A 14,652-nucleotide genomic window follows, 5' to 3' on the forward strand; every position below is an offset into this window, starting at 1 on the left:
ATAGTAACGTCAATTTTTACGACTTTACAATAAAAAATTCGAATATCCAAAAAATAAAATACTTTAAATAATATTAAAAAGGTTTCCTTAGGAGGAAACCTTTTTTGTTGACCATATATGGCTGTCAATTCGTTTATCTCTTTAATAAAAAAACACCTTATCAATAGAAGTGAAAATGGTTCAGTATTCTTCTAAAAATAATAACTTATATACCTAAAACAATGAAAGCCCTACCTCTCTTTCATCCTTACGGCTCCTCGTCCGTGCCAGTGTGAATCAGGATTGCAAAAATCAAGTAACTATTTTATCGAAGTATTCAATTAAACTTCGAACATTCATAAATGAAATTAAAAAATAAAAATGGATTTGATTGTAGTAATAACAATAGAGGTAATGCTCTAAAAGTGGTTTGAAAGAGTTGAATGTCTTTGAAATGATAAATTTTCTATAATTATGTTCCCAAAAAATTCAAGATCTTTTTTGGGATATAATACATTATTTGTAATGAACCTTAACAAAAGCTTTTTATCTGATTTTCTGTGATACCTTCAATTAATCCCAGTTCACTAATCAAAAATTCATATGCGTTATCTAACATCTTCTTTTCGCTTGCATTAAGTGCTTTTTCTTTCTGTATACGCATTAAATCACGCACAACTTCAGCACCTTCTTGCATTTTACCCGTCTTTATTTTATCAGTGTTCAATTTATACCTTTGTTTCCACGTAAGTAATCTATCTGATTCCCCATGTTGAAAAATATCCATTATGTGTGCTAATGCGGTTATATCCGTAACTGGACGTATATTCGAATTCAATATTCTCCCTGCTGGAATCATTAGTTCCATATTACTAGCCGACATTTTTATAACATAATACTGTTGTTTTTCTCCTGAGATTTCCTTCTCTTCTATGGCTTTAATTATACCTGCTCCCTGCATTGGATAAACAATGTTATCGCCAATTTGAAACAAATAATCCACCTCCATATATGGTAACCTTCTCAAGCTTAACATACTTTTAGTTTTTTAGCAAAATTTTTATTTTATCATAAAATTATTTTACACGTCAACACTTCAGAAGCAAGAAATTAAATTTACACAATAAACTATAAAAATCGCAATTCCATTAACGGTTCCACACACATTCATTCTCTTTTAATACAAAAACACATCACTACATTTAAGTAGTGATGTGTTTTTGTTAAGGCATAAATAAAGATCTACTTTTCCGTCTATATACTAACTTGCTTACTAACCGTTTCCCTCGCTAAAAGAAAACTCATAATCACTTGCGCTGCTACTCTACTCGTCATATCTCTGAAATCAAGAGTTGGATCAATCTCTACTATATCCATCCCTTGAACGAGCGGTTCTTTACCAAGGAATTCAATCGCATCTAGTAAAGTCGTACTATCCATTCCACCAGGCCCAATTGCTGGACAACCTGGTGCAAACGCTTGGTCTAGCACATCCATATCAAGAGAAATATAAATAGAAGTCACACCTTGATTTCTTAATAATTCAATACTTTCCGTGATAATATCTTTTATTTCTCGCTCTCGTACGTCTTTCATTGTATACACTGTTACACCATGCTCTATTGCATATTCATGGTACGCACGTGCATTAGAAAAATTACGAATTCCAATTTGAACAAGTTGTTTCCCTGTAATGACATCATTTTCTAGTAAACTACGGAATGGTGTACCATTTGACGGGCCTCCATCATCTAAATTACGTAAATCATGATGAGCATCAAATTGAATAATCCCGACCTTTCCTTTACTGTTTGCAAAGCCTGTTATACTCGGAAAACTAATCGAGTGGTCACCACCAAGAACGATTGGTATCATGTTCGGATTTACTTTCGTTACATGACCAACTGTTTTCGCAATTCGGTTATGACTTTCTTTTATATCCGTCACATGCATCGTAATATCGCCGCAATCATATAAGACACTTTCTTTCATATCGTGTTCTTCTGTAATTGCATATGTGCTGTATGCATCTAACATCGCACGAATTGTCTTTGGAGCAAAACTCGCTCCTGAATGACTAATAGATGGTTTAGAAAGGGGTGCTCCAATTAAGGCAGCACCGAATATTTCTACACCTTCCTCCCAATCTTTAATCATCTCACTCCATTTTGTCACTTCACGATCAATAAACTTTGCGTTTTTCTTTAAATAGTGGCCGTGCTCCACGATTGTTCACCTCTTGTATATGCAATATTACCATTCTTCCATACTGTATTCACATGACTTACGCCGTAATGATACGGTACGTAAGCATAATTGTAAGCATCCCATAAAACTAAATCTGCCTTACGACCAACTCTAATTTTCCCAGCTACATCACCACGGTTAATGGCATATGATGAGTTAACCGTTACGGCATTCCAAACTTCTTCTGGTGTCATTTTCAATTTTAGCATCGCAATGCTCATAATAAGCTGAATATTTTCAGTTGGACAGCTACCTGGGTTAAAGTCTGTAGCTAACGCAACTGCAACACCTTCATCAATCATTTTACGACCGCGAGCAAAGCTTTCTTTATTTAAATAGAAAGTTGTTCCTGGTAATAATGTTGCTACTGTATTCGAGTTTGCAAGCATTTCAATCCCTTTATCAGAAGCGCCAACTAGATGGTCTGCTGATGCTGCACCGATTTCTGCCGCTGCTTCCGCACCACCAAGAGGGTCGATTTCATCTGCATGAATTTTCACATCAAAGCCAAGCTCTTTCGCTTTTAATAAAAATTCTTTTGATTCTTCTACTGAGAACACACCTGTTTCACAGAAAATATCAACGAATTCCACCAATTGTTTCTCTTTCATTTCTGGTAATAGGTCTAACATCCATTGTAAAAATTCTTTCGATCTACCTTTATATTCTTTCGGAACTGCATGAGCACCTAAAAATGTGGAAACTAAATCGATCGGATGCTCTTTTTGTAATTGTGCAGTTGCCTCTAATTGTTTCCATTCCGTCTCATCATCTAATCCGTAACCACTCTTCGCTTCTACAGTTGTAACGCCGAAAGATAACATACGGTCTAAATGGAATTTCGCTTTTTGAACAAGTTCTTCTTTCGATGCTTGTTTCGTTGCATTTACAGTTGAAAGAATACCTCCGCCTTGTTCTAAAATTTCTAAGTACGGAACTCCTTGTAATTTTAGCGCAATTTCATTTTCACGAGATCCACCAAATACAAGATGGGTATGCGGATCAACAAGACCAGGAGAAACCATTTTCCCCCCGCAATCAATAACTTCTTTCGCTTGTAATCCTTTCGCTTCTTCCGCTGTTCCAACGAAAGTGATTACACCATTTTCAATTCCAACCGCACCGTTTTCGATAACAGGAAGCGTGTTCATCGCTTCTCGTCTTAACAAGCCATCTTCTTGATCCATTGTTAGTAATTGACCGATATTGATTAGTAAAGTGTCCAGCATGTTTTCTCCTCCTTATTTCATCATTGGAATGTTAACGCCTTTTTCTTTCGCAGTTTCCACAGCTAAGTCATACCCTGCATCAACGTGACGAACAACACCCATACCAGGGTCAGAAGTTAATACGCGCTCAATACGTTTTGCTGCTGCTTCTGTTCCATCTGCAACGATAACCATTCCCGCATGAAGTGAATAACCCATACCAACGCCACCACCGTGGTGAACAGATACCCAGCTTGCACCGTTTACACTATTAATTAATGCATTTAAAATTGGCCAGTCAGCTACTGCATCACTACCATCTTTCATCGCTTCTGTTTCACGGTTTGGAGATGCTACTGATCCACAATCTAAATGGTCACGACCGATAACGATTGGTGCTGATAATTCACCATTTGCAACCATTTCATTAATGATGCGACCAAATTTCGCACGCTCACCGTAACCTAACCAACAAATACGTGATGGAAGTCCTTGGAACTCAACTTGTTGACGTGCCATACGAATCCAGTTACATAAATGTTCATTATCAGCGAACTCACGTAAAATTACTTCGTCTGTTTTATAAATATCTTCTGGATCACCAGAAAGCGCTACCCAGCGGAATGGCCCTTTTCCTTCACAGAATAATGGACGAATAAATGCTGGAACGAATCCTGGGAAATCGAAAGCATTTTTCAAACCTTCATCGAAAGCAACTTGGCGAATGTTATTTCCATAATCAAATGTAATTGCGCCTTTTTCTTGCATCGCAAGCATCGCTTCCACATGTTTTGTCATACTTTCTTTTGATAATTGTACGTAACGTTCTGGATCTTCTTCACGAAGTTTCGCTGCTTCTTCTAATGTGTAACCTACTGGAATATAACCGTTTAATGGATCATGAGCAGATGTTTGATCTGTAACTAAATCTGGCGTAATATTACGCTTCACTAGTTCTGGTAAAATCTCTGCCGCATTTCCTAACAAACCAATTGAAATTGGTTCTCTCTTCTCTTTATACTCGTTCGCAACAGTTAATGCTTCTTCTAATGATTCTGTATACATGTCACAATATCTCTTTTCAATACGACGATCAATGCTGCGCTTATCAACATCAATAGCAATAACAACACCGCCGTTCATCGTTACAGCAAGAGGTTGTGCACCACCCATACCACCTAAACCAGCAGTAAGTGTTAATGTACCTTTTAATGAACCGTCGAAATGTTGACGAGCTGCTTCACCAAATGTTTCATATGTTCCTTGTAGAATCCCTTGTGTTCCAATGTAAATCCAGCTACCAGCTGTCATTTGTCCGTACATCATAAGACCTTTTTTCTCTAGTTCTCGGAAGTGATCCCAGTTTGCCCATTTTGGTACTAAGTTTGAGTTCGCTAACAGAACGCGAGGTGCATCTTCATGTGATTTAAAAATGGCAACTGGTTTTCCTGATTGAACAAGTAACGTTTCATCGCTTTCTAACGTTTTTAATGAATCTACAATCGCCTGATAGCTTTCCCAGTTACGAGCTGCACGGCCAATTCCGCCATACACAACTAATTCTTCTGGTTTTTCAGCAACTTCCGGATCTAAATTGTTCATTAACATACGAAGTGCAGCTTCTTGCACCCACCCTTTCGTTTGTAACTCTGTACCTCTTGGCGCGCGAATTGTTTGTTGTACTTTTTCCATTTCAATCTCTCCCTTTTCTCGTTTTATAGTGCTGCGTTTACATCCAATCTTTCTTTTATCGAATAATTCGTTTTTAACCAATGTGCAATATTTTCAATATCCGTTGAGAAGATGCGATCATTTGTAATAGATGGTACTTGCTGACGCCCTTGATGGTAGAAGCTCTTCGTCACTGTACTCATGTTTTCAATCCCGCGATATTCTGCCGCTTGCATCGCACAAATCATTTCAATTGAAAGAACACGTCTTACATTTTGAATAATTTGATGTGCATGACGTGAAGCGATTGTTCCCATACTTACGTGATCTTCTTGGTTAGCTGATGACGGGATTGAATCAACACTCGCCGGATGTGCTAACGTTTTATTTTCAGAAACTAGTGACGCTGCAGCATATTGCATAATCATTGCACCAGACTGAAGTCCTGGTTCTGGACTTAAAAATGGCGGTAAATCGTTTAACTGCGGATTTACTAAACGCTCAATACGACGCTCTGAAATGTTTGCAAGTTCCGCCATTCCTACTTTTAAGAAGTCCATCGCAAATGCAATCGGTTGACCATGGAAATTACCACCTGAAATTACTTTTTCCCCGCCATCAAAGATTAGCGGATTATCTGTTGCGGCATTCATTTCAATTTCTAATTTTTCTTTCACATAATTCAAAACTTGCCAAGAAGCACCGTGTACTTGCGGGATACAACGAAGTGAATAGGCATCCTGTACACGTAGTTCTCCTTGTTTTGTTGTTAACTTACTATCATGAAGAATGTCACGAATTCTGCTTGCTACATCCACTTGCTCTTTATAGCCACGTGCTTTATGAACATTTTCATCAAATGCATCAATAATGCCTTGTAACCCTTCAATTGTCATCGAAGCAATTAGTTCAGCTTGATATGCCGTTGCTTCTGCTTCTATATAAGAAAGAACTCCTTGTGCTGTCATCGCCTGCGTACCATTAATTAACGCAAGACCTTCTTTCGCTTCAAGTTCAATTGGCTCAAGCCCTTCTTCTGTAAGAGCAACCATTGCATGAACGCGTTTCCCCTTATAGAACACTTCACCTTCGCCTAATAATACGAGCGCAAGATGAGATAAAGGTGCTAAATCTCCACTTGCACCAAGTGAACCTTGTTGCGGAACGACTGGATGAATTTTACGATTTACAAACTCAAGAAGCATATTTACAACAAGCGGCCTTACGCCTGATACTCCTTTAAGCATCGTGTTCGCTCGTAAAATTAACATTCCGCGCGATACTTCTTCCGGGAATGGATCACCTATCCCACATGCATGTGACTGAATTAAATTATGTTGAAGTGCCTTTACATCATCTTTTTGGATAAGCACATCACTAAACTTTCCAAATCCAGTTGTAATACCGTAAACGACTTTTCCGTCCTCTACAATTTTCTCAACTACTTCGCGGCACTCCGCTACCTTTTGCATACTAGTTGGACAAGCTGTTACACCTTCTCCTTCCAGTAATAACCTCTTCATTTCTTCAACTGTCAATGTATGTCCTGTTAACGTAATCATCATTTTTCCTCCTTAAAAAGGCAAAAGGGGACCTTATCTTTTTAAGACAGACTTCTGTCCTAAAAAAGTAAGGCCCCCTTCTAACTAATAGACTATGGGCAAATCATATGTGATTAATTCCTAAACCAATCGCCTCATGCTCAGATCCTTTTACAGGTGCACCAATCGTTCCATATAATGCAACAGCAACCCATTCGCCTTCTTTTTTCCCGTCGTATGGTGTACCGCGCACAATCGCAAAACGAAGTCCTACTGTACGAAGAACGTCTGCTAACTGAATTTGACCTCTCGTCACTCCGTACAAAGCTTCCATAATTGCATGATAAAGTGCATGTGTTTCTCTGTAAACGTCTGTTTCAATAACTTGGTTGCTTTTAGCCGCTGTTTCCATTGCTGCGACAACCTTTTGCGAATTCATCGAACCCACTTTCCCCGTACAATACTTCCAACCTTTTGGAATGGATAATACAGGACTTTCATTCTCATCCGCAAGTGCCAACAGCATGGCCATACGACCAATTCGATGTGTTCCTTGAAGAAGCATGTGACTCTCTCATTTCTTTTGAATTATTTGAATATTACTTAATTTAAGAATATATGAAAACGGTTAAATCGTCAATAGTTTAAAATCATATTCAAACATTTTTTTCATCCCCCTAATTTTGTGTACACAAATGATTTACACAAAATTTCCAGACGTGCTATAGTCTCACTAACAGATGCAAAGGGGCGAAATTTCAGTGACAAAACGAAAAGATATTCATTTTCGAATTGAAGAGAAATTACTTGAAAGGTTTGAATCAGCACTCCATTACGAAGGTTTAAAGAAAACAGATGTATTAACACATGCAATCCAACAATTTTGCACAAAGGTGGAATGTGACAAAATGAATGATGTAAAACGTCAATATAACGTTAGCAACCATTTACAAACACGCATCGACACACATACACATTACGAAGAAAAACACGTAGATTTAGATAAGATCGTCATTGAACATTTACACCTTCAAGGGGATGAAAACATATTAGAGGTTGGGTGCGCTAGTGGAAAATTCCTTTCCCTTTTACAAACAAATGGTCATAAAGGCCCATTAACCGGGTTTGATCAATCCGAAGCTATGCTTGCTGAAGCTGCTAAAATAAATAACTTAATAGAATGGAAACGAGGGGACGCTAGTAAACTTCCTTTCGAAACAAATTGTTATGACCTAATAATTGCAAGACATATGTTATACCATGTGAAAGATGTTGAAAAAACAATTCAAGGCTTTTATAAAGTCATTCGTTCTGGCGGAACACTTTTAGCTACAACAAATTCTAAAGTTTCATTACCTCGTATAGTTGAAATGTGTAACAACATGCTTGACGCATTTGATCTAGCGAAAACATCACCAGCAGTCTCTCCATTTTGTTTAGAAAATGGTAAAGAGATAGTAGCATCTGCTTTTCCAACGGTTGAAGAAACAGTTATTCATAATGCGCTCGTTTTTCATCATGCTACCCCAATAGTAAACTATATTTCCAGCATGTTTCCATCGTTAAATATACCCGATAATATGTATCTTCAAGCCGAGATGAAAGAATGGCTAACAGAAGAAATCAACAAGGAATTATCGCTCCATAACGGTATATGGCGCGATCCAAAAACGTTAGTAATTTATCGGTGTAAAAAAGCTAGCATTTGCTAGCTTTTACACGTTTTCTCGTAAAAGTTTCTCCATTACTACATTGCCTTTACCACAATAAAAATCTGTATTATGTTCGTCTGCCACTCCAAAATAAGAGGCAATCGCTATTCCAAATGGTACAAATGCATGCCCTTGTGCTGTAATGATATTTGAGTGTTGCACAACTTCTTCATACACGAAATTTTCTACTGGAAAACAATCGAATTTTTGATAATCTATAGTCGCAGTATAAGAAATCCCTTTAAATAACCCTGCTTTTGCTAGCGCATACGGTCCAGCACAAATTGCCGCCACTAATTTTTCTTGTTCGTGAAATTGACGAATGACTGAAAAAAGAGATTTCGCATCTTTCAACTGTACTTCTTCTCCACCTGGAATAAGTACCCCCTCATACTCATCTACACGTACTTCACTTACTTCTATATGTGGTTGCACTTGCAAACCTGTTTCACTTATAATCAATTCTTTTGTTAAGCCCGCTGTAATGATTTCAAATTTATTTTTCAGCAATGCCGTCGCTACTGTTATTTCAAACTCCGCAAATGTTGGGTATACAAATAAAAGTATTTTTTTCATAGCCCTCTCTCCTTTAACCAGTCCATAAAATATACCTCTAAATCGTCAACTGTTAATCTATTTGTGTCCACATAAGTTACAGGAAATTGTTTATACCAGTCTTTTTCAGTTTCTGCTAATTTAAATTGCTCCTCAAATGTACTTCTGTTTCTTGTTCTATCATTATTTTTTCTATCATATACATTCTTTTTCGTAACATCTAAGTAAAAAATCACATCCGAACGGCATTCTCTTAATTTATATAATTCATCTTTCAATTCAGTTTCTATATCCCACTCTTCTCCTATACTCGTTGGATAAAAGAGTGTAAAAAACTCAATGTCTTCTGGTCCGCGATCAAAAATTACGACTGAATCTTTCACATTTTGAAACTCCTTTATTTTTGCTTCCATAAACATTTTTTGATTCATAATAAACCCTACTTTTGAATTCATATCTAAATTCAATTTTTTTCGCTTCTCTACAATTGGATATGGATTTTCATATATAACTCGAAACCCTCTCTTTTCTAACCTTTTTGCTAATGTTGTTTTTCCGCTAGCCATCGGCCCTTGCAGTGAAATTACGTATGTCACACCTCTCATTCCCTTACACTTTAGTACACCTATAATATACAGAATCTTGAAAACTCTCAACATTATATATATCATCTTGTTTCTTATTCTTATCTAACTTATAATGAAAAATAGAGATTATGACGGACGCATCAATAATGTAAGCTTGGAAATCCAAGCTTACATTATTTTTTGCTTTCCCTTTTCTAATAAAAAGAGTATACTAGATTAGAACGTATGTTCTTAATAATTACATACAGTAAGGAGATAGAACAATGGTATACGACACAAAAGCAATTTCTTGGAATGAATCTTTAAAACAACTTCAACGCCGCTATACAAACAAACAAGTTGACCGAAAAGAATTTGAGGATATTGAACTGATGGAATTCTTCCGCGATAACGACTACATTTCTTTACCTACACACATAAGCGGCCTATCAAAAACACGTTTTACTTCTTACTCTATTTTCACAACTGAAGATAAAGATCGTAAAGTTGGCACATTAATCATTGAATATGTAGAAGATGATAATAATAATTTACATGTGGAACAACTATACTTTGTTTAAATGATAACGCTTGGTCAAAATGACCAAGCGTTCTTGCTTTCTATGAATCTCACTGTATATAATATGAATAAAAGAAAACCGCTATCATTAAGGGGGGATATGCTTGCTCGAAGGATGGTTCAGTTGGTTCATTGTATTATGGACGGTTATTTTATTAGGGCTTATGTCTATCGGTGGATACTTTATGTTCAGAAAATTTTTAAAACGTTTACCAAAAGAAGACGGCATGTCCATTTTGGATTGGGAAGAACACTACATAAATAAAACGAGACATTTATGGGCTGACGAACAAAAACAATTGTTAGAAGAGCTTGTAAGTCCTGTTCCAGAACTATTTCGCGATGTTGCAAAATCAAAGATTGCTGGAAAAATCGGGGAACTTGCATTACAAGAAAATGCCTCTCAAATTACACAAGACTTAATTATTAAAGGATATATCATTGCCACACCAAAGCGTGATCATAAATTTTTAATTAAAAAACTACAAGAAAAAAAGATTGATTATTCTAACTATCGATCTTTACTCGCAAAGTAACTTCATATTATTTTCGATAAAAAAGACAGCGCCTTTGACGCTGTCTTTTTATTTGGTACATATACAGTTTTTAAGTTAGCTTCATATCTTTTTCATTATAAAAACCATCTTCTTTTTCCATTTCCTTTTGTAATTTCGTAAAGGAACGGTACATGGCAATTCTCCATGACACAATCATCGCGAACGCCAGTAAGAAGAACATGCCACTAAGTTGTCCTAAATCAAGAGATTGGCTTAAGTATGTTTTAAATACAATCCGCACGACAAGTAATCCAATTAATATAAAAACAAACGCTTTTGAACGCTTCAAATAAATCTCTTGTCCTCTAATTTCAAATTTAGATGTTTTAATAAGAAAAATAGAGAAAAACAAACCGACGCCAATTGCTTCTAACATTTCCGCTGGAGTTAATCGAAATTCAGGAAAAACATACATCAATGCTCCCGTGCTCATAAAAAATGGCGGAAGTATAATTTTTTTCAATGTTGCAGGTTTCTTAGCTGCTTTTAAACGAATAAACATCGCACCGACAGCCATACAAACAGCAACGATACTTGATAAAAGAACTATGTTCATATTTTCTCATCCTTTTTTGTGGCTATATGCAAAATATACTTTCATTATATGCTTTTCCGTTAGTATTTCCAACATTTTCGCAGAATAATACTAAAAACCGGTAAAACCACCAAATAAACTTGAGAAATATACGATAATTTTCGTCATCCAGTTAAAGTATAGGAAGACCCCCATAACAATCATAATATATCCTCCGACTTTCATGAAGGCCATACTATTTCTTTTAATCCAAGACATTTTCGTAATAAAGAATGACAGTACGAAAAACGGGATAGCAAATCCAAGTATGTAAGCAATCATGTAAATCATTGCTGATTCTGGGTTTGTTGCTGCTAATCCAATTACGGACACTAGAATTGGTCCGGTACATGGCGTCCACCCTGCTGCAAAGGCTAATCCAATTAGTACTGATCCAAAATAGCCACTTGGACGATTTTTAAATGTAAATTTACGGTCTTGCATTAAAAATTTCGGCTTAAACACCCCGACAATAATTAAGCCGAACACGATGATAAATATACCACCTAACTGTCTGATTAAATCTTTATAGTCAGTAAAGATTCCTCCAATAAAACTTGTACCAAATCCAATTGCAATAAATATAATTGAAAATCCAAGTAAGAAAAACGCTGTATGTATCATACTTCTTTTGCGAAGCATTGCATTTTCTTCTTTCAATTCAGAAACCGACATACCTGTTATGTACGATAAAAATGCCGGATAAAGCGGTAAGCAACATGGGGAAATAAATGATAAGAACCCGGCGCCAAACGCTAAAAAAATACTAATATCTTGCATCATTCCACTCCTCTCCCTAAATATTGTAACAAAAACACATAAAAATACTATGAACAATTCGTGAAATCACTTTTACAACGTGGCAATAAGAAAAACCGTACTTCCTCACAGTTTCTAATAAAACGTTTTCATTTCCTTCTATTATATAGAAAAAACTCAAATGGATTATGAAAACTCCTTTAATTGTCATTACCATAACAAAGGTAACATAGTTTCTCAAATAATTAGCACGTTACTAGTACGTCTATATACATATTGGTTTAAAAAATATTTTTTCAAATGCTGGCTCTATACAATGCAAAGTTGATTTTATAATACTTCTACTATTAATAATTTCAAGATTATGCATAAATATCATACTTTTATTATTATTCTATAAAATGTCATACTTTTCTTTCATTTGACCCTTTATTTCTAATTTTGTATACTTCCCTCTAGTTATATATTTTCGATACGGAACAACTTCATATAGATGGGAGGAATTTTTCATGCTTCGTTATTCTCTTTTAGTTTTATTAGGAGCGTGTAGTTATGGAATTTTAGCTATTTTTGTTAAGCTTGCATATGCAGAAGGATTTTCACTTGGAGAGGTAATTGGCAGCCAATATTTGTTCGGTTGGATTATTTTGCTTGCTATTACACTTCTATTTTCTAGACATCGCGTTCCTTTAAAGCAAGCATTACTTTTATTCGTTGCAGGAACATCTGCAAGTTTTACCGGAATTTTTTATTATGCTTCATTAAAAACTGTACCAGCTTCTATTGCAATTATTCTTTTATTCCAATTTGTTTGGGTCGGAATTATCATTGAAGCAGTCGCAACAAAAACATTACCTTCAAGAGAAAAAGTTATTTCTGTTATTTTCTTACTTGTAGGGACATTTTTATCAAGTGGTTTACTTGAACAATCAGCAGGTGCTTTCGATACGACTGGGATCATTTTAGGTTTATTATCTGCTGTTACATTCGCAACATACATTTTCGTGAGCGGAAAAGTTGCTGTTGAAGTACCTTCATTACCGCGCGGTGTTCTCTTAATGACTGGTGCTTTAACTTTAGTCATGATTGTATTCCCACCAACATTTATTTTTAATGGTGCCATTTCTCAAGGTCTTTGGAAATACGGTTTAGGATTAGGAACATTTAGTATCGTAATTCCATCTATTGCCTTTACAATCGGTATTCCAAAAATCGGTTCTGGCTTAGCAACTATTCTTGGTGCAGCGGAACTACCAGTTACAACAATTATGTCCGTATTCGTTTTAAAAGAGGCTGTACTATCTTCACAATGGTTCGGTGTATCACTTATTTTAATCGGGATTGCAATCCCGCAAATTGCATACGCAATGCGTGGACGTTATCGTAAACATCATACGCATAAAAAAGTCGCAGCATAAAGCGAAACTTTAATTAGTTGAACCAATCGGACTGCCCATTAATACGGGATAAACGAGAGAGGATTTTCATTTGAGAATCCTCTCTTTTATTGTTGTATACTTATGATAAATATTTTGCTGAAGAAAGAAGGCATACTACATGGTATCTATTTCAAATCAACTAAAAGAAAAACTTATTTCCATCCGTCGACATTTACATGAGTATCCAGAACTATCATATGAAGAGTTCGAAACAACAAAAGCAATAAAAAATTGGTTAGAAGAAAAAAACATTACTATCATTGACTCCAATTTAGAAACAGGAATTATCGCTGAAGTGTCTGGTAATAAAAACGGGCCAATTGTAGCAGTTCGTGCTGATATTGATGCCCTTCCTATTCAAGAAGAAACACATTTGTCCTATGCATCTAAAGTACGAGGAAAAATGCATGCTTGTGGACACGATTTTCATACAGCTGCCATTTTAGGTACTGCTTTCTTATTAAAAGAAAGAGAATCTTCCCTAAATGGAACGGTTCGCTTCATATTCCAACCAGCTGAAGAAAGTAGTAATGGCGCTTGCAAAGTTATTGATGCTGGACATTTACGTAATGTGCAAGCGATTTTCGGCATGCATAATAAACCTGATTTACCAGTAGGTACAATTGGCATTAAAGATGGTCCACTGATGGCTGGAGTTGATCGATTTGAAATTGAAATTCACGGAGTTGGTACACACGCGGCTGTACCAGATGCTGGCGTAGATCCTATTGTCGCATCCTCTCAAATTGTGATGGCACTGCAAACAATTGTAAGCCGAAATATAAGTTCATCTCATAATGCGGTTGTTAGTGTTACAAATATTCACGCAGGAAATACGTGGAACGTAATTCCTGAAAAAGCTACGTTAGAAGGAACGATTCGCACGTTCCAAGCTGAAACACGTGAAAAGATTCCAGCACTCATGGAGCGTATTATTAAAGGTGTATCTGATGCATTAGGTGTAAAAACGAAATTCCGTTTTTATTCAGGTCCTCCTGCTGTTCACAACGATAAAGCTCTTTCAGACTTATCTACTCAAGTTGCCACAAAGATGAATCTTAATATCATCTCGCCTAGTCTATCAATGGCTGGAGAAGATTTCTCATTTTACCAACAGGAAATACCAGGTTCATTCGTCTTTATGGGAACGAGCGGTACACATGAATGGCATCATCCTGCTTTTACAATTAATGAAGAGGCACTGCCTATAAGTGCAGAATACTTTGCTTTACTAGCCGAAAGAGCACTTAAACAATTCTCATAA

16 protein-coding genes are annotated in these 14,652 nt (G+C 36.3%); 5 read left to right on the plus strand and 11 right to left on the minus strand.

The window, feature by feature from the left end; genetic code table 11:
* Nucleotides 1-511: 511 nt before the first annotated feature.
* The 6 genes from C3Y97_RS18490 to hutP form a co-directional block, all read right to left on the minus strand.
* Nucleotides 512-973 carry a CarD family transcriptional regulator gene (locus tag C3Y97_RS18490; RefSeq protein ID WP_170317877.1) on the minus strand — a complete coding sequence of 154 codons (462 nt, stop codon included), beginning with the start codon at nt 971-973 and terminating at the stop codon, nt 512-514.
* A 260-nt stretch (nt 974-1,233) separates the two neighbouring features.
* On the minus strand, nt 1,234-2,205 hold the full coding sequence (gene hutG, locus C3Y97_RS18495; RefSeq protein ID WP_000399838.1) for a formimidoylglutamase: 972 nt from the start codon (nt 2,203-2,205) through the stop codon (nt 1,234-1,236).
* On the minus strand, nt 2,184-3,455 hold the full coding sequence (gene hutI, locus C3Y97_RS18500; RefSeq protein ID WP_086692758.1) for an imidazolonepropionase: 1,272 nt from the start codon (nt 3,453-3,455) through the stop codon (nt 2,184-2,186). Before hutI ends, hutG begins: the two co-directional genes overlap by 22 nt.
* 12 nt (nt 3,456-3,467) lie before the next feature.
* Complete coding sequence (gene hutU / locus C3Y97_RS18505; protein ID WP_000416948.1) at nt 3,468-5,126, minus strand: urocanate hydratase; 1,659 nt, start codon at nt 5,124-5,126, stop codon at nt 3,468-3,470.
* Nucleotides 5,127-5,149: 23 nt separating this feature from the next.
* Entirely contained in the window at nt 5,150-6,667 is a 1,518-nt protein-coding gene (gene hutH / locus C3Y97_RS18510; RefSeq protein WP_000631874.1) for a histidine ammonia-lyase, read from the minus strand.
* Nucleotides 6,668-6,770: 103 nt separating this feature from the next.
* On the minus strand, nt 6,771-7,211 hold the full coding sequence (gene hutP / locus C3Y97_RS18515) for a histidine utilization transcription antiterminator HutP (RefSeq protein WP_000926516.1): 441 nt from the start codon (nt 7,209-7,211) through the stop codon (nt 6,771-6,773).
* Between the two features lie 196 nt (nt 7,212-7,407).
* Here hutP and C3Y97_RS18520 point away from each other — a divergent pair, with 196 nt between their 5' ends.
* Complete coding sequence (locus tag C3Y97_RS18520) at nt 7,408-8,358, plus strand: class I SAM-dependent methyltransferase (protein ID WP_000166758.1); 951 nt, start codon at nt 7,408-7,410, stop codon at nt 8,356-8,358.
* A gap of 3 nt (nt 8,359-8,361) precedes the next feature.
* On the opposite strand, the gene C3Y97_RS18525 is transcribed toward C3Y97_RS18520, so the two are convergent.
* Entirely contained in the window at nt 8,362-8,934 is a 573-nt protein-coding gene (locus C3Y97_RS18525; protein ID WP_000722200.1) for a DJ-1/PfpI family protein, read from the minus strand.
* Nucleotides 8,931-9,518: an AAA family ATPase gene (locus tag C3Y97_RS18530; protein WP_033688984.1), complete on the minus strand. Its 588-nt coding sequence runs from the start codon at nt 9,516-9,518 to the stop codon at nt 8,931-8,933. Before C3Y97_RS18530 ends, C3Y97_RS18525 begins: the two co-directional genes overlap by 4 nt.
* A 245-nt stretch (nt 9,519-9,763) precedes the next feature.
* Between C3Y97_RS18530 and C3Y97_RS18540 the strand changes: the two genes are divergently transcribed.
* Both C3Y97_RS18540 and C3Y97_RS18545 read left to right on the plus strand, forming a co-directional pair.
* The gene (locus tag C3Y97_RS18540) at nt 9,764-10,060 is read left to right on the plus strand and encodes a hypothetical protein (protein WP_000262401.1); all 297 of its coding nucleotides are present in this window, start codon (nt 9,764-9,766) and stop codon (nt 10,058-10,060) included.
* A 103-nt stretch (nt 10,061-10,163) separates the two neighbouring features.
* Nucleotides 10,164-10,595 carry a DUF2621 domain-containing protein gene (locus C3Y97_RS18545; protein WP_000889373.1) on the plus strand — a complete coding sequence of 144 codons (432 nt, stop codon included), beginning with the start codon at nt 10,164-10,166 and terminating at the stop codon, nt 10,593-10,595.
* Nucleotides 10,596-10,665: 70 nt separating this feature from the next.
* On the opposite strand, the gene C3Y97_RS18550 is transcribed toward C3Y97_RS18545, so the two are convergent.
* The 3 genes from C3Y97_RS18550 to C3Y97_RS28385 all read right to left on the minus strand — a co-directional run bounded on the left by C3Y97_RS18550 (nt 10,666) and on the right by C3Y97_RS28385 (nt 12,136).
* Nucleotides 10,666-11,172, minus strand: coding sequence for a CcdC family protein (locus C3Y97_RS18550; protein ID WP_001028439.1), 507 nt, complete (start codon nt 11,170-11,172; stop codon nt 10,666-10,668).
* A 90-nt stretch (nt 11,173-11,262) separates the two neighbouring features.
* A complete protein-coding gene (gene ccdA / locus C3Y97_RS18555; RefSeq protein WP_001152676.1) occupies nt 11,263-11,970 on the minus strand; it encodes a cytochrome c-type biogenesis protein CcdA in 708 nt (235 codons plus the stop codon).
* Between the two features lie 16 nt (nt 11,971-11,986).
* Nucleotides 11,987-12,136 carry a peptidase T gene (locus C3Y97_RS28385; RefSeq protein WP_071732505.1) on the minus strand — a complete coding sequence of 50 codons (150 nt, stop codon included), beginning with the start codon at nt 12,134-12,136 and terminating at the stop codon, nt 11,987-11,989.
* 322 nt (nt 12,137-12,458) lie between these two features.
* On the opposite strand from C3Y97_RS28385, the gene C3Y97_RS18565 reads away from it, so the two are divergent.
* Entirely contained in the window at nt 12,459-13,367 is a 909-nt protein-coding gene (locus C3Y97_RS18565; RefSeq protein WP_000947043.1) for an EamA family transporter, read from the plus strand.
* Between the two features lie 139 nt (nt 13,368-13,506).
* Nucleotides 13,507-14,652, plus strand: coding sequence for a M20 peptidase aminoacylase family protein (locus C3Y97_RS18570; protein ID WP_000253674.1), 1,146 nt, complete (start codon nt 13,507-13,509; stop codon nt 14,650-14,652).

This window comes from Bacillus sp. DU-106 (assembly GCF_004799705.1).
GTDB classification, from domain to species: Bacteria; Bacillota; Bacilli; order Bacillales; family Bacillaceae_G; genus Bacillus_A; species Bacillus_A cereus.